The 25,090-nt window shown below is 36.9% G+C and carries 21 protein-coding genes; 13 read left to right on the top strand and 8 right to left on the bottom strand.

Features of this window, described 5'->3' with window-relative positions:
* Positions 1–2 precede the first annotated feature (2 nt).
* The 8 genes from OQE68_RS12710 (at position 3) to OQE68_RS12675 (ending at position 6,821) form a co-directional block, all read left to right on the top strand.
* Entirely contained in the window at positions 3–527 is a 525-nt protein-coding gene (locus tag OQE68_RS12710; protein WP_180569092.1) for a hypothetical protein, read from the top strand.
* Between the two features lie 357 nt (positions 528–884).
* Entirely contained in the window at positions 885–1,520 is a 636-nt protein-coding gene (locus OQE68_RS12705; RefSeq protein WP_180569091.1) for a delta-endotoxin CytB, read from the top strand.
* 83 nt (positions 1,521–1,603) lie between these two features.
* Positions 1,604–2,197 (top strand): type-2Aa cytolytic delta-endotoxin, encoded by a 594-nt coding sequence (locus tag OQE68_RS12700; RefSeq protein ID WP_180569090.1) that lies wholly within the window; start codon positions 1,604–1,606, stop codon positions 2,195–2,197.
* Between the two features lie 53 nt (positions 2,198–2,250).
* Positions 2,251–2,874 carry a type-1Ba cytolytic delta-endotoxin gene (locus OQE68_RS12695; protein WP_180569089.1) on the top strand — a complete coding sequence of 208 codons (624 nt, stop codon included), beginning with the start codon at positions 2,251–2,253 and terminating at the stop codon, positions 2,872–2,874.
* An 84-nt stretch (positions 2,875–2,958) separates the two neighbouring features.
* Entirely contained in the window at positions 2,959–3,612 is a 654-nt protein-coding gene (locus OQE68_RS12690) for a cytolytic delta-endotoxin (protein WP_180569088.1), read from the top strand.
* A gap of 494 nt (positions 3,613–4,106) precedes the next feature.
* Positions 4,107–4,841 carry a class I SAM-dependent methyltransferase gene (locus OQE68_RS12685; RefSeq protein WP_180569087.1) on the top strand — a complete coding sequence of 245 codons (735 nt, stop codon included), beginning with the start codon at positions 4,107–4,109 and terminating at the stop codon, positions 4,839–4,841.
* A 348-nt stretch (positions 4,842–5,189) separates the two neighbouring features.
* Entirely contained in the window at positions 5,190–6,002 is an 813-nt protein-coding gene (locus tag OQE68_RS12680) for a hypothetical protein (RefSeq protein WP_180569086.1), read from the top strand.
* A 24-nt stretch (positions 6,003–6,026) separates the two neighbouring features.
* Positions 6,027–6,821, top strand: coding sequence for a hypothetical protein (locus OQE68_RS12675; RefSeq protein ID WP_180569085.1), 795 nt, complete (start codon positions 6,027–6,029; stop codon positions 6,819–6,821).
* Between the two features lie 245 nt (positions 6,822–7,066).
* Here the strand turns inward: OQE68_RS12675 and OQE68_RS12670 are convergent, their stop codons facing one another.
* Positions 7,067–7,297, bottom strand: a complete 231-nt coding sequence (locus tag OQE68_RS12670; protein WP_180569084.1) for a hypothetical protein — start codon at positions 7,295–7,297, stop codon at positions 7,067–7,069.
* Positions 7,298–7,444: 147 nt separating this feature from the next.
* Positions 7,445–9,259, bottom strand: coding sequence for a sensor histidine kinase (locus OQE68_RS12665; protein WP_180569083.1), 1,815 nt, complete (start codon positions 9,257–9,259; stop codon positions 7,445–7,447).
* An 84-nt stretch (positions 9,260–9,343) separates the two neighbouring features.
* Here OQE68_RS12665 and OQE68_RS12660 point away from each other — a divergent pair, with 84 nt between their 5' ends.
* Positions 9,344–9,598 carry a hypothetical protein gene (locus OQE68_RS12660; protein ID WP_219340063.1) on the top strand — a complete coding sequence of 85 codons (255 nt, stop codon included), beginning with the start codon at positions 9,344–9,346 and terminating at the stop codon, positions 9,596–9,598.
* Positions 9,599–9,691: 93 nt separating this feature from the next.
* Entirely contained in the window at positions 9,692–10,327 is a 636-nt protein-coding gene (locus OQE68_RS12655) for a hypothetical protein (protein WP_219340062.1), read from the top strand.
* Here OQE68_RS12655 and OQE68_RS12650 read toward each other — a convergent pair.
* On the bottom strand, positions 10,322–10,612 hold the full coding sequence (locus OQE68_RS12650) for a MarR family transcriptional regulator (protein WP_180569082.1): 291 nt from the start codon (positions 10,610–10,612) through the stop codon (positions 10,322–10,324). The genes OQE68_RS12655 and OQE68_RS12650 overlap by 6 nt on opposite strands.
* A gap of 1,863 nt (positions 10,613–12,475) precedes the next feature.
* On the opposite strand from OQE68_RS12650, the gene OQE68_RS12645 reads away from it, so the two are divergent.
* A complete protein-coding gene (locus OQE68_RS12645; RefSeq protein ID WP_180569081.1) occupies positions 12,476–15,019 on the top strand; it encodes a glycoside hydrolase family 15 protein in 2,544 nt (847 codons plus the stop codon).
* Positions 15,020–15,338: 319 nt separating this feature from the next.
* Here OQE68_RS12645 and OQE68_RS12640 read toward each other — a convergent pair whose 3' ends face one another.
* The 4 genes from OQE68_RS12640 to OQE68_RS12625 form a co-directional block, all read right to left on the bottom strand.
* Positions 15,339–17,588, bottom strand: coding sequence for an ATP-binding protein (locus tag OQE68_RS12640; protein ID WP_180569080.1), 2,250 nt, complete (start codon positions 17,586–17,588; stop codon positions 15,339–15,341).
* Positions 17,589–17,638: 50 nt separating this feature from the next.
* Positions 17,639–18,397, bottom strand: coding sequence for a type 2 periplasmic-binding domain-containing protein (locus OQE68_RS12635; RefSeq protein ID WP_180569079.1), 759 nt, complete (start codon positions 18,395–18,397; stop codon positions 17,639–17,641).
* 19 nt (positions 18,398–18,416) lie between these two features.
* On the bottom strand, positions 18,417–20,117 hold the full coding sequence (locus tag OQE68_RS12630; RefSeq protein WP_180569078.1) for a hybrid sensor histidine kinase/response regulator: 1,701 nt from the start codon (positions 20,115–20,117) through the stop codon (positions 18,417–18,419).
* Between the two features lie 186 nt (positions 20,118–20,303).
* Positions 20,304–21,194 carry a LysR substrate-binding domain-containing protein gene (locus OQE68_RS12625; protein WP_180569077.1) on the bottom strand — a complete coding sequence of 297 codons (891 nt, stop codon included), beginning with the start codon at positions 21,192–21,194 and terminating at the stop codon, positions 20,304–20,306.
* Positions 21,195–21,336: 142 nt separating this feature from the next.
* On the opposite strand from OQE68_RS12625, the gene OQE68_RS12620 reads away from it, so the two are divergent.
* Positions 21,337–21,570, top strand: a complete 234-nt coding sequence (locus tag OQE68_RS12620; protein WP_180569076.1) for a hypothetical protein — start codon at positions 21,337–21,339, stop codon at positions 21,568–21,570.
* Between the two features lie 214 nt (positions 21,571–21,784).
* Here OQE68_RS12620 and polA read toward each other — a convergent pair whose 3' ends face one another.
* Entirely contained in the window at positions 21,785–24,517 is a 2,733-nt protein-coding gene (gene polA / locus OQE68_RS12615) for a DNA polymerase I (protein WP_180569075.1), read from the bottom strand.
* Between the two features lie 267 nt (positions 24,518–24,784).
* Between polA and OQE68_RS12610 the strand changes: the two genes are divergently transcribed.
* Complete coding sequence (locus OQE68_RS12610) at positions 24,785–25,084, top strand: DUF2782 domain-containing protein (RefSeq protein WP_180569074.1); 300 nt, start codon at positions 24,785–24,787, stop codon at positions 25,082–25,084.
* The last annotated feature ends 6 nt before the right edge of the window (positions 25,085–25,090 follow it).

Below are 25,090 nucleotides of genomic sequence, written 5' to 3'. Positions count from 1 at the left end.
TTATGCAAAAATTAATTGTAAGTACTGATTTCAATGGAATTGTACTATTTGACCCCAAAGTGCTAGAAGACTTTTATGGCAGGAAAATCGTTGATGGAGAAGACTTATTTCATCGATATATGACAACTGATGAAGGTAACGTAGTGCTAAAAAAAGGGGTTATTATTCCTATCTTAGCAATTGATGATGCTGGTTATGATATTTTCATCCGCACTAATACAGAAAAACAATGTATCAACAAAAGTAACATTGTATGTCAAAATGGTAACTATAACCTAATTATTAAAAAACAAGCTGTTATATGCGATTTAGTGGTTATAAAAGATTGGGAGTATAATACTGACTGGCAGTGGCTAGATATTGAGCCTGGTATTTATAGCGTGACTATAAATGGCTTCAAACAGTTAAATGACGAAAAAAATGAAATTATAGCAGCAGGATACGAATTTGTTTTTACCAGAGAAAATACATCAGGTAATTGTTCAGCTGACATAGAAAAAAATATGAGGGTTTTAGGAAGAGAATAGTACTGCAGCCCCCTCATCCTAACCTTCTCCCACCAGGGGAGAAGGAATAGAAGCTCATAGATGGCTTAACCTCAAAAGTGACGCACATGAGTTAAAACCTACCCATCAACCCTACCTAAATTATTTTAGTAATCTACCGTCAGCACTTAAAATGAACGATAAGATTAAAAACCAACAAAAAGCTATCAAAGATATAAAACACTAGTTTTATAATATTATTAATACCAATCTATTGAGTGCAGTCGTTTATACTGTCACTTATGTCACACCCCTCTTCCCAATCGAAAATTAATTCTATAGAATAATAAAATCGGAGTTGTTTTATTATGGACAATAAATTAAATGGAGATTTAAATCATGACATTTGATAATATTCTAGTTGTAGATAGCAAAGCTTTAGCTAGAGACTCTGTTGGATCAGACCTTAATTTCAATACACTATTTCAAATGCCCAAGCAGTATATAGCCCAAGCTATTCAGATGTCTCGTGTTTTTCAGAATGCAATTGATGGTGATAATCTTGAGTTCAACTTTGATAAAGCACTGAAGTTAGTAAATGATCATCCTGAAATGGCTGTTATTGGAACTGTAAACCAGTCTATAGTAAAGCAGGACAACCAAGTATCAGCTATGGTGGAAGATGTAATGCAATTGCTTGATACTGTTGTAGGTGTAGTTCTCGATAAAGAAACTGACACCTATAAAAAGTTTCAGAATACTATAGAGCAAGGATTTACTAACCTCAATGAGCAGAAAGATGGTAAATGGATTTTCTGGAGCAAGGAGAGCGAGCACAAAACAACTTATACCTATAATATTCTCTTCGCTGTAGCCAATAAGGAAACTGGCTCAGTTATGGCGGCAGCCCCCATTGGTCTGACAATTACAGTAGACGTTGACAAAGAAAAAGTCTTATGGATTACCACCAAAGACAAGCATAATTACTCTGTCAACGTTAAGTCTATTACGGTGGTTGAAGCCCTTAAAGGCTAAACAAAATGTATAAATGCCATGGCGATGACTATGGCATTTATACCAGCGTCGCTTAACTGAATTTAAAAAGCCAAGAGAGTAATATGGAAAATATTATTATTAATCCTACAGATATATCTACAGATAAAATAAATTTTAGCACAACATTAAACGTAGGTTTATCATACGTTAATCAAGCTGTTAACATGGTAAAAGCGTTTGATGCAGTTGTCTCTTCAAATGAAGGTTTAGACTTCGAAAAAGCACTGTCTATTGCCAAAAACCATGAAACATTTGCAGTTATAGGTACTAAAACCGTTAAAAGTAACAGCAGCAAGACACAGGCCTGGATTGCAATAGAGCAGCTTCAAAACCTAATTAATATGGTTCAAGGGGCGGCAACAGAAAACTGGGCAGCCTTTGGTGCTGCTGCTAGGGCATTTATTGATCTTAACACACAAAAAAATGGTGGGTATTTTACAATTTTTCATCAAGATAATGACTCTATACGCTATCAATACAACATGTTTAATGCTACCCAGAATAAAAAAACAGGTTCAGTCATGTGTGGACAACTGACAAGTGTCGAAATTAATATATCCAAGTCAGACGCTAATGTACTTGCTCTTGTTGCAGGATCAACAATTACTCAAACCTTGAATTTCAAGAGTATGACTATTGTAGAAGCACTCAGCTGATTATTGACAACACACCGACAAGCTCAATTCCGTTGAAAAACAAGGAGCAGAGAGTGAGCATCGAAATCCATCCTAATAAAACTACCCAAAGCCCATTTCAATTATTCCTTAACCTGGAAGATGAAAAATACGTTCAGCAAGCAACTGCTATTGCAGATCTATTTGAAAAAGATGTGGATGTTAATGGTCGATTTGATCTGGAAAAAGCACTGGCGACAGCAAAAGGACAACCTGATCTTGCAATAATGTCAACAAACAATACCACACTGAAAAAGTCATACAGCACTTTATCAGCAATCACCTCTAGCATTTCTGATGCCCTGGAGTCACAGGGAACAATTGGTATAACAGATAACAAACAATTGAGTAATGTATTGGCCCATGCTTTTTGCGATCTTCAGCTCCAAGAAGGAAAGCCATGGTTTCATATTACTTCCACTGCGGGGAGAGAAGCAGACAAAACTGTGTACTCCTACGATATGTTCATCGTCACTCAAGGTGCCAGCACAGGCTCTGTTATAGCAGCCGGTCCACTAACACTGAAAGTCACAGTCAATGATCCTATTGAAGAAATATTAGGGAAAAAAGACACAACCAAAAAGTTACGATTAACGTTAAAGGAACAGGAAATGACTATTGAGATCAAGGGCTTCCAGTTCGTTGTCCCATTAATCTAACCGGAAGAATATTGTTATCGTACCCTTTTTGTGCCTGATATCTGGATGTGTCAGGCCTAACACATAAAATATGGATGTTTAGCAGTGTATATTACAGACGACCTTCAACCAGCTATCTTTACCAGTCCAGTAATTCTTGGCGGGCTTAATTTCCCTCCTTTAATAAATACCATTGAAGCACAACCCAACCAAAGTTTACGCTTCAAGACGATGTTCAGTCTTGATTCAAAATATATTAGTCAAGCAGTTAAAATGACGCGTGTTTTCCAAAATGCATTGAGCCCTTCACTTGAGCTCAATATAGCAGAGGCAACCACAGCAGCAAAAAATGCAGGATTAACTATCGAACAGCAAATACAAACCCATTTTAGTAATGATAATCCTGGATCAACCATTCATCAGGTGTCAAATCAAGTAAACGCTGTACTTGGTGGTTCTATACCAGACTCATTGAAACAAAAAATTCTAGATTCAATTTCAGCTGGGTTTGCTAACTTGCATCGTCACAGTGATAGTGCCTGGATTTTCTGGTCAAAAGAAACAGGTAATAGTACAAGTTACTACTACAATATAATATTCGCCACTCAACAGGGATCGAAACTCGTCGCTATACCGCTGGTAATGTTTATCTGCGCCAGCGTCAGCAAAGAGAAAATTTTGTTTATCACAATTTCCTCCAGTGCTAGTTATAGCGTTGATATGGATGGACTCAAAGTAAGTCAGTCATTGGAAGACTAATCATTAACTGGAGCGAACAACATTACCATTGTACTTTTTTTAGCCATAAGTTGTGATGGTAATTAAAAACATTATAAAATTTTATATTTAAAATATAATTCTGCCAGATAAATATAACTTTATACAAAAGCATGTGCTATTCAAAAAATTTGTTTTTTAAACAAAAAATACTAATGATTCACCCAGCGTTAAAGAACACTCATACTACTATATAATATTTAACGAGAAACTATCAGTGACTAGGTGATACATAAAAATCCATTGAAGCTTTTTTAATCCTAAATATGCAGGAGAATGGTATAGATAATTTTAAAAATATGTCCGGAGCCTATGCACGCCTAGCCAAAAATTCACTCAGAAATAAAAAACTTACTCCTTATTGGCAAGATAAAGATACAATTTCTAAAACCATGCAACTTAAATTTTTTAGGCATGACCTCTTTATTTATTTCATGTTATTCCGTTATTATGTAAAAAATTAAATGGAGTCATCAATGTTAAGTCAAGCCCCCGGATATAATAAGCATGCAACAAAACAACACGAAGACGGCAAACACTTATTAACAAAATTGGATATCCGCCAAGGTAATTATATAATTGATATTGGTTGTGGTACAGGCAATGTCACTAATTCAATAGCCAATGCAGTTGGTGGCAATGGTTTGGTATTAGCTATCGATCCCGATAGAGATCGTATCAACATTGCTAAAACACAATACCTACAACCACAAATAGATTGGTTTGAAGGTTCATTGGATGAGTATGAGCCACAAGTCAATGAAACATTTGACTTTGCATTCAGTAATTATGTTTTTCATTGGATTGAGAACCAAACAGCTGGTATAAAGAAAGTTGTGAATTTACTAAAGCCTGGTGGAAGATTTGCTTTTTGTTGTGTAACTAATCATCCTATTTTCATAAAAGATCTTATTACGCCACTAGGTAAAGACGGAGAAAAGTTAATATCAAGCTTATACTATAAAAATAAAACTGCATGGAAGGAATTATTTACTAAAAATGGTTTAAGCATTAATGAAATTATAGCTGTCGACGGTTATCATTTTAACGATGTAGAAAGTGCCATGATTTGGTGGGAAGTCACAACACATGGGCTCTTTGCTAAACATAAGCTAAGCTCAGAACAAATGATTACAATAAAAAACAAATACCCAGGAGAAATCAATATTTTTGAAGAAGAGATACTGTGCATGATTGCAACGAAAAAATAATAACCCAATCAACAACTAGCTGACACTATACGTAAGTGATTTAATCTGGCAACAGAGTAGAGTATGCCGAGTCGGTTGTCTAGACTGCTCGGCCACATAAAGCTAAAGCAATGTTCCTACTCAGTAGATATGTGCGTTTGCTTAATGAATCCTTGATAGCCTAACCTTAATAATTTTTGGGGATAGAAGAAGTTGTCCAACAACAAAAATCTTTAAGAATAAGTCTATTCCCAGCCAATTAAATAAGTTGGTACCAACTTATTTAATTTCTACTTTACAAGCTACTATTAATGATTTAACTTCAATCCCGATACTCAAAAAAACATGATTATATATAAATAATTAAAAATGCTTGGTAAACAAACTATTGAAAAAAACCTTGAATTAGTATTCTCTAACCACTTACCAAGTTCTGTTCATCAACATAAAGTTCGAATTGTAAGTGGAGTCAAGCTTTTACCCAGCACAATAGCCCTATATAAGCTTTACAGTACATGGCCTATATACCTGAGGGAGCATTGGCCCAATACCCAAAAAGAAATACTACCTCTGTTACAACACTTGAGATACCAGTTTTTAATCAAGTTAAATGGAAATGCTGTTGGCTATTACGCTACTCTTCCTCTCTATACTGATTTAAGTCAAAATGTCTTATCAAATTATGGATATTCTTGGGCTTTGCAAGCAAGTCTAGAGCGAAATGTAAAGCAAGCAAACACTTTATGTGCAATCGCAGCAGTTTTATCACCAAACTTCAAAGGTATTGGGCTTAGTAGAGTGCTTGTAGAACTCTTAAAAAACACTGCCATATCTTTCAATTATAAACGGCTTATCGTACCTGTTAGACCCACTCTAAAATCATCTTTTCCTCATGAGGATATGCAAACATACATTAATCGGCAAAGAGACGATGGCCAAGCATTCGACCCCTGGATTCGAGCTCATCAAACAGGAGGAGGTATTATGCGAAATATTTGTCATCACTCTATTTGTGTTATCACTAAAAAGTCCAGATGGGAAAATTGGCTTAGACATAGTCTAAACGAAGGGGATAATATAATCCCAGGCGGACTGGCTCCTCTGAACATCAGTTCATCAACCCAATTAGGCTCTTATATTGAACCTAATATTTGGTTTGATTATAGCTTATCACATTATTAGGCTACATTTACAAATAATTATCATATGAAACCTAAAAATAAAATAACAAAAGTTATGCAGCAGCGTTCAACTTCTAGTAGTAGCGAATATAACTCGCTTGTTTCTGAGTTGATTAGTCTCGATCAACGTATTTTCAATCATGATAAAAAATCAAAGTCATTAGTTGACAAGGTATTCAAAGATAAATCTGATGATGATAATATTGCTTGTATTATTTATCGCGGGGTTCACCCTATAGGTTACTGTTTTATAAAAGTTATTTATACTGCCTATAATAATAAACCAATTCGTCTATTACAGGGTATTGTTGGTTCCCTCCCAGGGAACCACGGAAGTAACCTCATTTTTCCTACATACTTGAAGTTATGTACCAAGTTTCTGTTCGACTTCTGGCGAAAAACTTATGCTGTAGGATTTATTACTAATCCTGCACTTTATGGTAATGTTGCCAAATTTTCGTATCGATGCTATCCATCATTAACTAATCAAGATTCTTCTTCTGATGAAGCGATAATTTTATATAAGGCTGTTAAGCTATGGAACGTCATTGCAATCAAAAATACAAACTCACCTTACTTTATTACAGAAGATCTACAGGCCATTGATACTTATAATAAGGAGCCACGCAATCAAGAAGAGGCTTTTTTCTTTAAATATAATCCAAAATTTAGGCAAGGAAATTATTTAGGTTTTTGCACTCGTTTTTCCCTATTTCGGATGCTGCAATGTATAACATATTTAGGATTGAAAAGAATACTCAAATCTAATAAGGGGATACCTTCCAAGTCAATACCTCAGGGGTCACGAAATCGTACTTGATTTTATCGATACATACATCTACTATTCTTTGGCAAAGAAAGATTGGCTATGAGTAACAAAGTAATTAGTACAGATCCTGCCTTGTCACTCAACTATTTTTAAAGATGTACTCTTATAAAAAATATGCCTTCCTATTAAGGAGTTGCAGCTTGAGTTTTCCTTCACTAGCCCAAATATTTCATCAGATATCAAAGATTTTGGGCATTCGGGCTAGGTGATGCAGCGACCTGACTCCAAAACCTCTGTTAGTGCCTAATTACTCCCTTTTGTACGCAAACGCCAAGAGCACTTACCCCTAATTCTTTACGGTTATTGCTAATAATTTTTTGTTTAGCTTCCTCGCATTGACTTTTAGACAAAAAGCCTTCCACTTCTTGAGTATGAATTGCTCCATAACCTGTTACTAATGTAATAAATAGAATATATTGCATGATTAGGATTCCGCGTTGAGGTACATTAGTGGTAATAATTTCCATGAGAGGATATTGTAAAAAAAGAATAAATAAAGTAGTTTTTAGTGTCTTTTTGTGAGCCCTTGTAACACTAACAAAAGCAACCCCAAAAGAAAGTATATCGGTAGGTGTGGAAACTACAGATTATTATCCATATTATGATTTTTTAGATTACTTCACACATGGCCCTCTGGGTAATGTTACCGTAAAACAAGCCCCTCCTTCAGGATTATTACTAGCGACTAAAGTACCACCAAGGTCCCTAATAAAACTATAAGCAATTGATAACCCCAAGCCTAACCCTACCCCAACTTCTTTGGTGGTAAAAAATGGATCAAATATATGTTCAATAATATCCGATTCAATACCTGGTCCATTGTCGATTACCTGACAAATAACTTTCTCTCCTTGCAGCTTTAGCTTTAACTGTATGTTTTTATCAACCTTATCTATTACTGCACTTGCTGCATTACTAATCAAATTACTTATTACTTGTTCTAGCCGGGTTTTATCACCTATAACTGGTAACTGATGAATATCAGGCAGTAGTTGTAAATCAACTTTTGGTTGATTAGGCTGTTGATTAAATATCATTAAAACATCGTAGACTAAACTAACCAAATCAATTGAAACTAAAGCTGAAGGCTGACTATAAGCAAACGTTTTAAGCTGTTTGGAAATATTTGCCATTCGCCCTGTCAGCTGTTCTATTTGCACTAAATTATCAGTTAGCTCCGTGGTACGCTGATGCTTTAACAACAAATGGCAGCTAGATAGATAAGTTCTTATTGCTGTAAGTGGCTGATTAAATTCATGGGCTATTGCCGCAGACATTTCGCCTAGGGCTGCGAGTTTTTTCTTTTGCACCAACTCTGTCTGGGCTGCTTCTAATTTTTCAGTGCGCTCTAATACCCGCTCTTCCAGTTTAGTATTTGCCTCTCGTAAAATTGCTTGCTGACTGGCTAAATGTTCATCCTGTGTTTTTTTCATCAACTCTTTTGCCAGGCGACGCTGTCTTATTACGAAACCAGCCAGTAAAGCAAATAATCCGAATAAACTAGCTAGACCAGTTATTAACTGACTATATTGTTTTGCAGCGGTTGTACTGGAAAGAAATACTAGCGACCAGTTTAAGTCTGGTAGCTGCATCGCTTGCAGTAAATAATCATCTGAGTTCGCTGCAATTTTTATCCTTCTACCAAGTTGTGTTTCATTAATTGTTGAAATAGCTAATGGTTGTATTTGCTCATTACTAAATAACTGAGCCTCCTCAATTTCCTGCTTTACTTCTGGGCTGAGGGTTTTAAAACTACGGTATTTCCATTCAGGGTTAGACGCTAATACCACTACACCATAATGATCTATTACCATTACCGATTCATCAGCTTGTCGCCAGATAGCTTGTAATGGCTCTAAGTCTACCTTAACGACAGCAACGCCAATTAGCTTAGCTGTTGCAGATAATACAGGATAAGAATAAAAATAGCCTGGCTTTCCTGTAGTCACACCAATAGCAAAGAACTGCCCCGGAAGGTTCTGCTGTGCAGCTTTAAAGTAAGGCCTAAAACCATAATAATTACCAACAAAGCTAGCTTTAGTATCTGAATTGCTGGCGGCAATGGTATAACCATCAGCATTAAGAATAAATACAGCAGCCGCGCTTGCCGCCTGTTCTACTCGATACAGATAATCATTTACCCATCGCTGCAAAGATTCACTAGCAGGGTATTTTAATAGCTGTTTTACCTGGCTTACTTGGGCCACCATATAAGGTAAATGCCGGTATTTTGATAAAACACCATCAATACTGCTGTTATATAGCACTAATCGACTCTTACCCACACCCGCTAACTGCTGTAGTTGCTGATGCATCACCAGCTGGTATATTACACCACTTAGTAACAGGCCAACTAACAACACTATGATGAGCCCAATGGGCAAAGCGCCAGAGACTGTACGACATAAGTTAGATTTACTATAAACCACTTGGTTGATGTCCTTGCTGCCACAACAATGTACAGTTTACAGGCCCAACACCTAATACGCAGAAAATTCAACTGAGTTATTACAATGAGTGAGCCTTATTCGCCACTACCTGATGAGTTTGTTAAACGCCTTAAGCAAATTGTTCCACCACAGCAATTAGCATCGATTCTGAAGAGTTTTCATCAAGTAAAGCCTACCAGCTTTCGTATTAATACTCTTAGGAATGATCCAGAACAGATTAAACAACAACTGCAGGATGAAGGCTTTGACTTGCAACCAGGGGAAACGGTTTTAGACCTAGCGGCAGCCCCTGGAGGTAAAACACTTCAGATGGCCTGAATGATGAATAACCAAGGAGCTCTCTCTGCGATTGAGCCTGTTAAGAATCGATTCTTCAAGCTTAAAGCCAATTTAGAGCAGTAAGGCGCCTCTATGGTAAAAATGTACCTAACAGATGGCCGAACTGTAGGCGGTAAATGTCCTGAGCGCTTTGATCGAGTTTTACTTGATGCACCTTGTTCCAGGGAGTCACGTTTTAACCAGCTTTCCCCCCTGTCATGGAGCCACTGGAGCCTTAAAAAAGTTAAAGAAGTGGCCAAAAAACAGAAAAAACTATTACTTTCGGCACATTATAGCTTGAAGCCTGGTGGCGTTATGCTCTACAGCACTTGTTCCTTTTCTCCGGAAGAAAATGAAGTAATAGTTTATCGTATTCTGAAAAAATTCGATGCGGCAGTTAGATTAGAGCCTTTGCAGCTTGCTACTAAGGGCCTACAAATCCCAACAAATAACTTACAGGCTCATAATAGTGGTAGTATCCCACTTGAGATCCAGCCAGGCTTAACTGAATGGAATCAAAAGTCCTTGTATCCAGACCTTAAAAATAGTGCTCGGATCTTGCCTAGCAATGTTATTGATGGATTTTATCTATGCAAAATTAAAAAGTTAGCCAGTTTTTTTAAAACTAATTTAGCATTACTAACCTACCATGCAGCTTTGTTGCAACGATACAGCTTGGCTTCTCCGGGAGAATTTACCCCCGGCAGCCAATATTACTTATACCTATAACTTTTGCAGAATTCTCCGTGCTTTTGCCGTGAGATAAATCAGCTTAAACCGTTTATCATCAGGGTATTGTTTTACTCTGATCAATTTGTCACCTGGGTTTCCAGCTCTACCCTCCTCCAAACGACGTATAGTCGTAGCGACATTTTTTTCATTGACACCCATAAATTGAGACAACTCAGAAACTGAACAGCCTTCATTTTCACCAATTGCCATTAGGGTTGCCAGTGTCCGCACGGTTAGGCGGGGATATTGATTTGATAAGTTCACAAGCTTTTTCGTGTTCATGGTATTACTAGTCTTGGCCCTTTAATAGTTTTTTTAGAGTATTGGTCTATCCGTTGCTTGTACATCATGAGTAGTATCCGCTCAACTCAACTTTTAGCTAATACGCCTAACGACATGCCTATTAGAGTATTCATAACTTTGGCGGCTATTCATTAACCATTATCTTGGTTATAGGACATTTATCCCTAGTATCCTTTTATCTTTGTATCCAAGCAAATACTCCCATTACCTAGATACACTTCCATATCCCAACGTAGCCTATATCTAAATACCTCCCTCACCTCAATATGCCCCTCCCTGATGAGGATAGCCAAAGCTATTGTTTCCTGGTATTTGCTATTCCTAGTCACGATGTACTTTCTCCATGCCAACGAAACTGGCAGGTAATATTATAGCTGATTCAATATGTGTAGTATGTTTAAAATTGCAATTAAATTGTTAGCCTTTCGTAGAAAGCTAGAAAACATCACATTATTAGTCAATATTCAGTATTGATTTTCTATAAACAGACTTAGACTGTCTTCTTAATAAGCAATAGATAGGTCACATACTGGCTTATAGGTAATCATTATTTATTTTTATAGCGCTCAATATTCTTTTTCAAATAATATTGAAAAGCTATTAGTCCTAGCTAAACTATCACTCAATTAGCTATAACGTGTGTTGTTTTATTATGTACCAACACTTCTTTATGCATTTACAGTACTAATCCCATATTACTTCATTATATTCAGTGCGATTCTGCATAATTCATATCCATAACCCATACTGAATAAACATAAAATAAATACGACTTATATTACTTAATAAGCAATATAAGTTGTTGCTTACATTTTAATGACCTATTCCTATCAACTGTTATAAACAGCCGTATCACCACCGTTTACAACTCACAAGATCACTATGAGGTAAACTGAATACAACTACTAGGCATTAATCACTGTCGTAATTAATGCTATAGCTAACAGCAATCGTGATTGATAATGAGGGCTTATGATAAATGACAAAGGCTGTATAAATATACAGCTAATAATCTTGTTAGCAGAAATTGCGCGGTAAAACCCCTCATAAATTTTCTCAAAAAGGATGAGTGTAGTTTTTGATATGAATTGGTTATTAGTATTATATATCATGTCTGACCTTGGTTAGGGCTAGCCTACATATGTAGGAGGCCTAAGCCTACTGCAGCCCCCTCTTCGTTTTATTGTTTTTCTATCAGTTGACGCCTTTTTATTTACGTTGATTGTAAATAATTATTTTTAAGTTAACAACTGTAGTATTTGAAATTTTAAGTTTTCAAACTCAGCACCCTACACAATGAAACTGCTAGCATTCAAATCAAAAAAGCTTTCGTCAAAGCAATAAAGCTATAGTTTTGGTTAATTTGCACGAGCTCTCAATATATACAGCAAATGAATTGCTCACAATGAAGGATATTCTTAGGCTCTGAAACTATCGTCAAGATAAGTTTACCGCCAATCCAGTATACGACTATAGATTCACTCTAGTTCGCAGTAAATATATACATATCAAATACACGACTATAGTAGTATCTTGAAAAAACATAATAGCAATACAAACACTTCAACTAAGGTATAGCTTGTTAGACGCCCATAAAACTGCAAGAAAAGCACACTATAGTTTTCGCTTTACCAGATAGCATCAGTTTAAAAACAGAAAAGACCTGGTTTTTCGAACAATTCTTTCACTAACTTATTATCACTCTGACTACCTAGTCACAAAGTCGTATAGGCGCATCGGAAAAAATAATATAAAACAATTACATAACAATAAAAAGTTACTAGCACCTTAATAAGAACATTAGACATAAGCAGGGTGCGATTCTACTTACGGAGTGACCCAATGTACCAACCTACTCGTAGCTTACTTGCTGCCTTAGCTATTACACCATCTATCATTACCTATTCAATTGGCTCACAGGCTGTTGCTAGCACAGCGCTTGGCATACCTAAAGAGGCAATAGGCCAACCAGGCAGCCCTCACCAGTGGACATCCGCCCGAAAAGTCGGGGTTGGTACGTCTGCCAATGATCAGTCTAAAGTATGGTTTAGCCTAGTTGATGGCATAGTTTCAGAAGTATATTGGCCCCAAATAGACATGGCTCAAATCACTGACTTGCAATTGTTGATATCAGATGGCAAAAGCTTCTTCATTGAAGAAAAGCAGCTTCAACATCAAATCACCTATATGAATGACAAGTCGTTGGCTTATCATCTTACAAATAGCGACCCTAACAACCGGTTTACTATTAACAAGAAAATTATTACAGACCCTAATCGGGATACCCTCATCCAAAATATAAACGTGACAGTTAACCAGCCCAACCTGAAATTCTATGTGCTACTGAACCCAGCTATTAGTAACACTGGTTTATATGATTATGCGGAAGCTACACAACAAACACTGTATGCTTGGGATGCCAGAGCTAAACACGCAGACCAGCAACCACATGCCTCTCAAGTAATTGCATTGATTAGCGACATACCTTATCGAAAAACATCTAGTGGTTTTGTTGGTAAGTCAGATGGCTGGCAAGACTTGACTGATAACTTCCAAATGGACTGGCAATATCACACCGCCAGTAATGGCAATGTGGCATTGATTGCGGAGTTGGACTTACCTGAAAAACCTGGTAGTTATGAGTTCAACTTAGCGCTAGGGTTTGGACATTCTAAAAGCACAGCCAAACACTTAGCCAGCCAGTCACTAAACAGCGGGTTTAAGCCCCTGGCTCAACAATATATTAATGGTTGGAACAATTACTGTGACAGCTTGGCCGACCTAAGCAGTATGAGCTTTGATAATGGCAAGCTTTACTATACCTCTGCCATGGTGCTTAAAGCTCATGAAGATAAAACCTACCAAGGAGGAATGATTGCTTCACTGAGCATACCTTGGGGCACATCTCAGTACGATCATCAGTCTGGTGATGATCGTGGAGTAATACCAGGCTCACCAGCCGATGGCTATAAAGATGGTCCTGTTGGATATCATGTCGTTTGGCCACGAGATTTATATCAAGTCGCCACATCTATGATTGCAGCAGGTGATTTTGAAACAGCGAAAAGAGCCCTCCATTATCTAACAAAAGTACAATTTAAAGAAACTGATGGCAATTGGCAGTTTTGTGAAAATAGCATTCCAAAACACGGATCTTTTCCACAGAATTTTTGGTTATCAGGTAAACCACATTGGTCGGGTATGCAGTTAGATGAAACCGCCATGCCAATTATCTTAGCTTGGCGGTTATGGCAATTAGGTCAGCTATCTCCTCAACAATACTACCAATCTTTCATTAAGCCAGCTGCTTCATTTATCAGCCAAGTGGGACCATGGACCCAACAAGAGCGCTGGGAAGAAAACAGTGGTATTTCTCCTTCTACAACAGCTGCCGCTATAGCCGCATTAATTGCTGCAGCTGACTTTGCTGAGGCTGCTGGTGACAACAAAACAGCTAATCATTACCGTCAGCAAGCAGATCAGTGGGTCATGGGGATTGATTACTGGCTTTTTACTCGTACCGGAGTTTATGGAAATGGCCATTACTACGAACGAATTGACAGCAGCCAACAATGTGCAAAAACTGCCAACCCGAATGATCACCAACTGCTTTATATTGCGAATGGAGGAGGACAATACCAAGAACGAGCTATTTTAGATGGTGGCTTTTTAGAGCTTGTGCGTTTTGGTATTAAATCCCCTAATTCCCAGCAAATACTAGAAACATTAACCGAATACGACAAGTTGTTACAGGTAAGAACTCCAAGGGGTTTTGGCTATTATCGTTATTCCCATGATGGTTATGGAGAAACTTTATCAGGCAAAGATTACACAGGTGAAGGTAAAGGCAGATTATGGCCATTATTGACTGGCGAACGAGGACATTACGAGTTAGCCAAAGGTAATAATATCGATACCTATATTAAGTCAATGGAAAACTTTGCTAATGCAGGTCGAATGCTACCAGAACAAGTGTGGGATCAACGTACTGGTCCATATAAAATGGGAGAAGGCACTGGCGGAGCAACCCCTTTAGCATGGAGTCATGCTGAATATATCAAGCTACTAGCCTCAAAGCAGGCGAATCAGCCATTAGACACCATTAGTAGTGTTGTAGACAGATATCAAGGCTGTATAACTACGGTTAATATCAATGTTGATGTTGGGTATAACCACCAAGTCACCATCCGAGGTAACAAAGGCTCGCTTAATTGGAATAAAGGAGTTCAAGCTCATTGGCTACCTGGAAATACCTGGCAAGCTACTTTATTTGGTATTAATGAACCATTTGAATTCAAGGCGCTAAAAGATGACTCTCAATGGCAATCAGGCAAAAATAATATTGGTAAACCCTGTGAAGTGAATATAGTTAATGCCAGCTTTTAGCTTAAAAAAGCTTAATTCAATAAAAAACAAAGCCTCTATATCTTTAACACTTGATATAGAGGCTTTTATCTCAAGCAGACTGCAGGACAAATAGCTTTATTACATATACTTTATTTTTCGACAAAAATTACCGCAACTCCCAACATTAAAAATACACCAATAAGTATTTGCAGAAAAAATGGCAGGGTCATAGATCCTCCATTTGTGTTTTTTACTTCCGTCCTCAGTTGAGTACTCATAATTTAATTATAGGTAATAATTTATATGCTTCTATATTAATTTGCTCTATAGATTCTTGCTTGAGTGATTTAATTTAAAACTATAGTTTAAACTGCGATGTTTTTAGTAACAAATTTTGTAGATTATCATTATCCGTATTTAATACAGCCACTTCAGCTTTCGACAATATTTCATTCAAGGGGGTATTAAATGGCTTACATATTTCTTTTAAATCGTCTAAGCAAGACAGTAGTATATCAGTTTTATAAATTGATATCTTTTCTAACTCTACCAGGGAAGTCTTTATTTTTTCCTTAATTTTATCAGGTATCGAATCAGTATCATGCTTACTGCTATTAATGTTTATATTTGAGTTATCCAGGTGCTTTAAATATTTATGTAGCACTTCTGCAAGCTGCTCAATACTAATGGGTTTGGTTAAATAGTCATCTACTCCTGCATCCAAAGCCCGCTGCTGCTGCTCACAAAATGCCTCTGCTGATAAAGCCACTATGGGTACTTTTTTTTCTTTTAGTATTTGTCTAATCGCCCGGGTGGCATCTAAACCACTCATTTCTGGCATATGCATATCCATTATGATCAAATCATAAGAATCAGACTTAAGCTGACTTTCCATTACTTTATCAATGGCTGCCTGACCACTATTAACACAATCAACAGCTAAACCAAAATCTTCAAACATTGCCTTCATAACTTCTTGGTTTAAGATTATATCTTCAACAACTAATACTTTATTTTCTTTTGAAAAAAGTAATGAAGTTTCAGTTTTTTGTGGGTGTTTCTGCTCCTTATCAACAGTAGCCATATCAACAGTAGCTATATAAGGGATTTTTACCTCAAAAGTTGAACCACGACCAGGTTCGCTTTCGACACTAATAGTTCCTCCTAACAAGCTTACTAATTTACTGGTAATAGCTAATCCTAAGCCAGTACCTCCATAGTTTCTCGTAATTGAGTTATCTGCTTGCTGAAATGATTTAAAAATTTCTTTTTGTTTATCTTTTGATATCCCTATGCCTTCATCTTCAACTTTAAAAGCTATTATGCTATCAGATAAATTCTCTTTTTTAATATATGTAATTATTTTTACACTTTTATAGTTTGGTGTAAATTTAATTGCATTACTTATAACATTAGTCAAAATCTGATTTAACTTTGTTCTATCTGATCTAATCAAATCTGGTAATGTGCCTTTAAATTGATAACTATAATCAAGCTCTTTATTGTAAGCAGCAATTTTATTGATATGGAATATACCTTGAACTAAAAGCTTTATATTAATATCTTCATAGTGAACATCCATACGTCCCACTTCTATCTTAGACAAGTCTAAAATATTATTTATCAATTCAATCAAATGCTCGCCACTCGACTTGATATTTAAAACAAATTTTTTCAATTCACTATTAACTTTATTTTTATCAAAGCGTAACGCCAAAATTTGGCTAAACCCGATAATTGAATTAAGCGGCGTTCTTATCTCATGACTCATATTAGCTAAAAATTGTGATTTAGCCTGACTGGCTTTTTCTGCCCGTATTTTTTCATAAACGAGCTTCCCTTCTATTAGCTTTCTATTATTCAATTCTTCCTTAAGCCTACCCACCATATTACAAAAACCAACTTCAAGTTCTTTCAACTCATTATTACTTTTGTTGCCCGTTTCCAGTTTAAAGTTATCTAGGCTTTCAAAATTAATTGCCCTAGTTGTTCGAATTAGCACTTTTAATGGTTTACCTAATAGTTTTTCTGCAAAAAAAACTATTATTATAAGTAATGCCACTGTTTTAATAACTCCATTTACGATTAATAAAATAAAGCTGTATTCAACTCTTTCAAGTACTACTTGAGTACTTGAATATAAAGTTAAATATCCAAGCAACTGATTTTGATTATCAACTAGAGGCAACTGATAGTTAAACAAAGTTTTTAAGGTATTTTTATTAACACTTAAGCTAGCTTCAACACCATCAACATTAACGACTAACTGTGTATTTGTTGCTAACTCAGTATTTCCAACAATTCCAATTAACTGTTGTTCAGCATTTGTTAGCTCTACACCAACTACAACAGGTATTTGTATTATTCCAAGAAGGGTTGAATAGACCTGCTCATTATTTAAATGCCACAAAGCTTGCGTTAGCACTGGAGAAAAAATATTTGTATATTTAACCAAGTCGCTGTTGATGTTATTTTTTTCATCGTTATATTGAGTAGCCAGCTGAAAGACAGTTGTTACTACCGCTATTATCACATACACACCAAAAACAGCCTTAATTAATGAATAACCAACAGTATTCCTCTTCTCTCTTAACAGCAGCCTCAACATTTAAACACCTATAATATAGCTCTATTATTATAGATTCATACTCCATACAATTATTGTTTATATGAAATAGCCCTATGACTGTCTTTGAACCCGTATTTTCTAGCAATTTCAAGCCAGTCATTATCTTTATTAATATCTGTTAAGTGCACCTCCAAATCTTTTCTATTTTTTGATATCAAAAACATTCGGTAAAAGACAGTATGCTTTTCAGGGGCAATATATATTTTTTCTTTTACTGACATTTCGTCAATAAGGTAGTTTATTGTTGATGTAGGTAGTAATGTAAAGTCAATTCTACCTTTTAAAAGTACTTTTAAATTATTTCTTTCATGATCTCCATCAATTCTTTTTATTTTTCCCTGATCAACCAAACGATCAATTCCTACATATTTGTGGCCTGCCATTCCACCAAATATCAGCCCTTGTAAAGATTGAAGCCCCTTATACTCAACCGGTTTTTCTAGTCGTGAAATTATTGAGCTGGAGTCCTTAAGCATTGAAGCCCATCGATATTTTATCTTCTTTTTATCATTAAACCATGCTGGATTAGCCCAAATAACTACCCACGGCCCATTATTTTCAATTTTTTTATTAAGTCTTTTTCTAGGTAAAATTTGCAATTCAAATTGATATCGACCATTCGAATCATTGTTAAGAAATTTTTCAAGCTCAAAACTTAACCCTTTATTTTTTTCATTAATAAACGGCGGGTGGTTGTGATAAGTATATAAATAAATTTTTTCATGGTTAGCTAAAATTACTGATGAGTGAATAATAAATAGTAACCCTGATAGATACTTTATCATCATATACCTCATTTAACATTTATTATGCCAGCAATGAATGAAGCACAGAATAAAGCTTATCTTTATTAATTGGCTTGGTTAAATAGCCCGTACAGCCTGCATCGGTACATTTTTTATCATCACCATCTAATGCATAAGCAGTCATTGCTATTATAGGCGTTTCTATTAAACTCTCATTACTTTCCCATGCTCGTATTCTACGAACAGCTTCATAGCCATTCAGCAAAGGCATTTGCATATCCATAAAGACGATATTCCATTTATCCGCCTTAAACTTTTCTAATGCCTCCTTACCATTTACTGCGGTCTCTACGCTATAAAATTTCTTTGATAAAATTGACTTAGCTATCATTCTACTGGCAGGATCATCTTCAACCAGTAAAACAGATTTCCATTTTTTTTCATTTTTAAAGCATCTTTGCTCAACCACTTTATTAGAATTTAATACCAAACCACTCCGATTAACCAAAAAATCTTTAATATTATCACTGTCAGCATTGACAAGCTCACAAGAGATAGTGAAGTAAAATTGACTACCTTTATTTATTTCACTTTCAAACCATATTTCTCCCGATAACATTTCAACTAATTTTTTAGTAATTGTTAAACCTAAACCAGAGCCTTGATAGTTTCTTGTGGTTGAGTCTTCAACTTGGGTAAAACTATCAAACACCATACTTTGCTTGTTTTTTTCTATACCTATACCAGTATCACTAATATTAAATAGTAATAGTGCTTTGTTTTTTCCTGATTTTTCTGTTGTTACATGCAGATCAACTCTCCCTTCTTTTGTAAACTTAATTGCATTTCCCATAAGGTTAATCAATATTTGGTTTAATTTATTGGAATCACTTTTAATTATATCTGGCACTTGCCGGGCTATAGAGTAGTTTAAACAAATCCCCTTGTCTTTTGCTTGCGATGCTAATAACTTATAAGTAGAGTCAATGAGTTGATGCAAACTAAAAATGCTATTATTAACGTCAAGTTTATTCGCTTCTATTTTTGACAAATCTAAAACATTATTAATTAAGTTAAGCAACCTCTCTCCACCACTTGTAAGAATATCTATCAGTTCTTTTTGTTCCTGATTTATATCGGTTTCTTCTAGTATTTGGACTGTACCTAAAATTGCATTCATAGGTGTTCTAAGTTCATGGCTCATATTGGCAAGAAACTCTGATTTCGCTTTATTGGCACTATCAGCTTGCACTTTGGCACTAATAAGGTCTTTCTCGTATGATCTTCTTATTTTTATTTCATTAACTAGCTGTTTATTTAACGCTTCTAAGTCACGAGTTCTTTCAAGGACGCTATACTCTAGCGAGTCTCTTGCTTGCTTGGCTGCAAGCGCACTGTTCAAGCGGGCTTCTAGAATAAGTCTATTAATAGGCTTACTAATATAGTTCACCACACCTAGCTTATAGCACTTTGCTAGTACTTCATCATTGTCTTCTGCTGTCAATACAATTATAACTATTTTATGAAACTCTTCTTTCTTATTTAGTTGCAGCAGTAAATCAACTCCATTTAACCCTGGCATATTTAAATCTAATATAATCAAATCAAATGTCTCTTCTTTAAGCCTGGGAAATAAGTTATTTGGGTTAATGATAAAGCCGCACCGGTAGCCAAACTCTTTGATGAGATGCTTAAGTTGTTGACATGTTTTTATATCATCATCAACAACAAGAATATTAGGAGCAGTTATATCAAATGCCATTTAATTAGCTACTTGGTTATCCTTGACCACTTTATGTGTATTAAAAAGTGTAGCAAGCATGCTGTTAGTTTACTTTATTTTTTGTAGCAGCTACTAACAACAAAACTAACTTTATTTAGATTTTATTTCTGTTAATACATATCAAGCCATACAGTTTTCATAAAAAATTATTATAGCTTAGGCTTGTCAATCTCTTTCGAATGCCATTACTTGCTTTAACCAGCTTGTAAATTTCTGTACCCGTTTATAACGAGGAGAGCTTTCGTCGTACAATAACCAGACTCCTGCATACTCTACGGTATAATTAAATAGCTGAACAAGTTCTTGTTGCTTGATTAATTGCTTAGCAACTATATTACTCATCAACGCTATACCTTTTCCCGTAAGAACCGTATGTATTGCTATGCCTACGCCTTTGACTCGTATGATTTGCAATTTAGAATAGTCAACTGTAACACCTGCCGTCTCAAACCAGCTTTTCCACCCTTCTGAAAATAATGGAGTACTTTCGATTAATAAATAATTCAATAAGTCTTCTGGCTTATTAATATTTTTTGCAACACTTGGTGAGGCAACTACAATACCTTCGCTGGCCGCTAAAAATTCATTGACCAAACCTGGATAATTACCTTTACCATAACGGATAGCAACATCTGCTTCATCACGCTTTAAATCTAAAAGATCTAAGGTAGGTATCATATGGATTCTGATTTCTGGATAAGCTTCAGTAAATAACCACAACTTTGGCATTAACCAATGTGAAGCAAATGCGGGGCTAAGGGTAACCTTAAGCTCACCAGCCAACTCTTCTTGCTGAACTCGATTAATACCTTCACGGATCAAACCTAACCCTTTCTCAACATATTGAAATAAGCTTTCACCCGCCTCCGTTAGCTGCATTGTCCGGCCAACTCGAATGAACAACCTCACCCCCAATACTTGTTCTAAAGTGCGAACTTGCTGACTCACAGCTGATTGAGTAATAGCCAGCGCATCTGCCGCTTTTGAATAGCTTGATAGCTTTGCCGCCGTTACAAAAACACGCATAGCACTTAAGTGCTGTAAAGGATCTGTCATTTTATGGCTTTGCTCAGTATTTACTATTAGATCAACTAATAGTAAATCAAAATTTATCGTTCGTAGTTAACAATTAAAGTCGCTAAATTGCTGTTGTGTAGAGAGGCATAAGTCTAATTGATAAAATAACAGAGCAGTAGTGATGGCGTATCTATTAATAATACTGATAGTTTATGGTTGTATTTGGTTTATTTACAAGAGATGTTGCACTAAAGCTAAGTCAGCTAACGCACAAACTCTCCCCTCAAACCTCAACCAACAACTTATTTATGACCTAGGGCTAAGTGATGTCCGCCCTGTTGTTGAGAAAACTAACAAACAACAGCAAAAAGACTATGCGGCTGAAAAAAATCAAAGAAATATTAAGGGGCTATAAAAAAATTACCCCAGCTACTTGGGGGGGAGATAACGTAGCCGGGGCAGATTATTATCTCCGCTAACTTGGGGGCTTAACGGAGTAAATGCCAACACTAAAACACATAAGGAGTAGTTAAAGTGACCATCGCGATCACTCGTAATATATGACAACCCCAAATTCAGGAAAGTTCCAGCAGCTTAAAATTTTTTTCAATAAATTTAGAAAAACTAAGTTAGTGGGCTTGGTCCCAGTTATCGCCCACTCCCGCATCCACTATCAATGGCACTGACAAGTCAGCCGCTGCCACCATCCGTAGCTTCAAGCCAGCAACCACTTCATCCACCTGTGCTTCTGCTACCTCTAAGATCAGTTCGTCATGCACTTGCATAATCATGTTTGCATCTAACTGACTTTCAGTTAACCATTGGTCAACACTCATCATCGCTCGCTTAATGATATCGGCAGCTGTTCCCTGCATCGGCGCATTGATTGCGGTCCGCTCTGCAGCTTTTTTCCGCATTTGGTTACGGGAACGTATCTCTGGTAAATGCAAACGTCGGCCAAATAAGGTTTCTACATAACCATTTTCGGCAGCAGAGTGACGAATATCATCCATATAGGTAAGCACCCCTGGATAGCGTTCGAAATATAAGTCGATATATTCTTGGGCAGACTTACGAGACACGCCAAGCTGCTTAGCTAAGCCAAAGGCAGACATACCATAAATCAAACCAAAGTTAATCGCTTTTGCACTCCGCCGCTGACTATCAGTGACTTCATCAATCGGTACTCCAAACACTTCAGCAGCCGTTGCACGATGGACATCTTTACCTTGGGAAAAGGCACTCAATAACCCTTCATCATTGGACAGATGCGCCATAATCCGCAACTCAATTTGAGAATAGTCTGCAGCAATGAGTTTATAGCCTGGTGAAGCAACAAATGCCTGGCGAATACGCCGACCTTCTGCTGTTCGAATTGGAATATTTTGTAAATTGGGATCAGAAGATGACAATCTACCTGTTGCTGTAACCGCTTGATGATATGAAGTATGTACCCGACCTGTTTCTGGGTTGATCATTTCAGGTAGTTTATCGGTATAAGTTGACTTAAGTTTACTTAAGCTGCGGTATTCCAAAATCAGTTTTGGCAGAGGGTAATCTAAAGCCAGCTCTTGTAGTACAGGTTCTGCTGTAGAAGGTTGACCTTTTGGCGTTTTTTTAATTACAGGCAGCTCAAGCTTGTTGAATAATATTTCACCCAGCTGTTTGGCTGAGCCTAAATTAAACTCTTCACCTGCTAAATCGAAGGCTTCTTTTTCCAGTTCATCAATCCGTTTAGCCAGCTCAACACTTTGTTTTTGTAACAAGCCGGGATTAATTAGCGCTCCATTACGTTCCATTTTAGAAAGCACGCTGATTAAGGGTAATTCAATTTCCTTAAACACTTTCACCAGTGTTGGGTGCTCTGCTAGTTTAGGCTCCAACGCTTGGTGTAATCGCAGGGTAATATCTGCATCTTCTGCCGCATATTCCGCCGCTTGCTCAATAGCTACCTGATCAAACGTGATTTGCTTAGCCCCTTTACCAGCAATATCTTCAAAATGAATCGTTTTATGACCCAGGTATTTGAGCGCTAAACTATCCATATCATGTCGGGTTGCTGTGGAATCCAGTACATAAGATTCCAACATGGTATCAAAAGCAATTCCTTTCAATTCAATATCGTAACGCGCCAGCACACTTTGATCATACTTCAGATTCTGTCCAACTTTTTTCTGGTCAACGCTTTCCAATAAAGGCTGCAACTGCGCTAATACCTGATCTCTGTCTAGCTGCTCAGGTGCTCCCACATAGTTATGTGCTAATGGCACATAGGCGGCTTTGCCTGTTTCTATAGCAAAAGACACCCCCACTATTTCTGCCTTCATATAGTCCAGGCTAGTGGTTTCGGTATCAAAGGCAAACAGCGCAGCTTGCGCTAATTGCTTTGTCCAGTTATCAAGTTGCTGCTGGGTTAAAATAGTTTCATAGGTAACATCTAACGCTTGCTCCACATCATCAACGGTTTCACCAGCAGACAGTAACTCTTCAATCCAACCTTTAAACTCTAATTTCTTAAACCAGTCCAACAATGCAGTTTTATCAGGCTCAACCAACTTTATATCCGCAGGGCCCATTTCCAGCGCAACATCCGTTTTAATGGTGGCTAGCTGTTTTGAAAGCAGTGCTTGTGCCTTATGTTCTTCAAGCTTTTTTGGCATGGTCTTAGAACCACGAAATCCAAGAGCAGGTACTTCCTCTAAGCGCTCATAGACAGATTCCAGACTACCTAAACCTTGCAATAAGGCTAAAGCCGTCTTTTCACCCACTCCAGGTACACCAGGTATGTTGTCTACTTTGTCACCCATTAATGCGAGAAAATCGATGATAAGCTCTGGGGGTATACCAAACTTTGTCTTTACCCCTTCTACATCCATAAAAGCATCACCATCTTTCATGGTGTTAACCAGCGTAATATGCTGATTAACTAACTGAGCCATATCTTTATCACCAGTTGAAATAATTGTATCAATCCCGGTTTCTGTTGCCTGTCTAGCTAAGGTGCCAATTACATCATCTGCCTCAACACCTTCAATAACAAACATAGGTAAGCCCATTGCTTTAATAATGGCGTGTATAGGCTCAACCTGCTCCCTTAATTCATCAGGCATTGGTGGTCGATGGGCTTTGTATTCACTGTAAATGGTGTTGCGAAAAGTAGGGCCTTTGGCATCAAAGATGACTCCAATAGGGCTTTCAGGGAAGTCTTTGATTAAGCGCCGCATCATACTTATCACCCCACGAATAGCACCAGTTGGCTGACCATCCGAGGCGCTTAAGGCTGGCATTGCGTGAAAGGCTCTAAACAAGTAAGAAGAACCATCCACAAGAATTAACGGGGGCTGCTTTTGTTGTTTCGTCATAGGCCAGTACATTTACAGTTAAAATAAATATCAACAGGTCCTTATTGTATCAGTTATGGTGCAACCCTGACCTGTCAATTATCAATAGCTAACAAAAAATGACTGAAAACTGCTGTGCTAACAATGAAATTTAAGGTACCGTTTAGCGGCTTTTATTGTCACTATTAATATATACCGAAAGGTTTATATCTTAGCTTGTGACAATTGATAGCAATTGCGGGCAGCATAAAATTTAGGATTGGAGACTAGGCAAACCAGGAGACTTTTATGAAACAGCTCATATGTTCAGCAGCTCTGATCACTGTATTGTTTGGTGGCTGGCAGGCAACACATGCCGAAGATGTCATCACTGAAGACCCTGCAGTGGTAATTAAAGAGAGCAAAAAAGGTAAAGGTGTCACTGTTGAAACATATCGCCTAAAAAATGGTTTTGTATACGCCTACAAGGTAACTCCAAAAGGTGGCAAACCTTATTTTCTGGTAGCAGCAGATAATGAAGGTAACTTCATTCGAACTGACAAACCTCACCAAATGCTGGTTCCATCCTGGAAGATTTTTGAGTGGTAATTTTTG

Source organism: Spartinivicinus marinus (assembly GCF_026309355.1).
Lineage (GTDB): Bacteria > Pseudomonadota > Gammaproteobacteria > Pseudomonadales > Zooshikellaceae > Spartinivicinus > Spartinivicinus marinus.
This window is presented reverse-complemented; position numbering and strand designations above follow the sequence as displayed.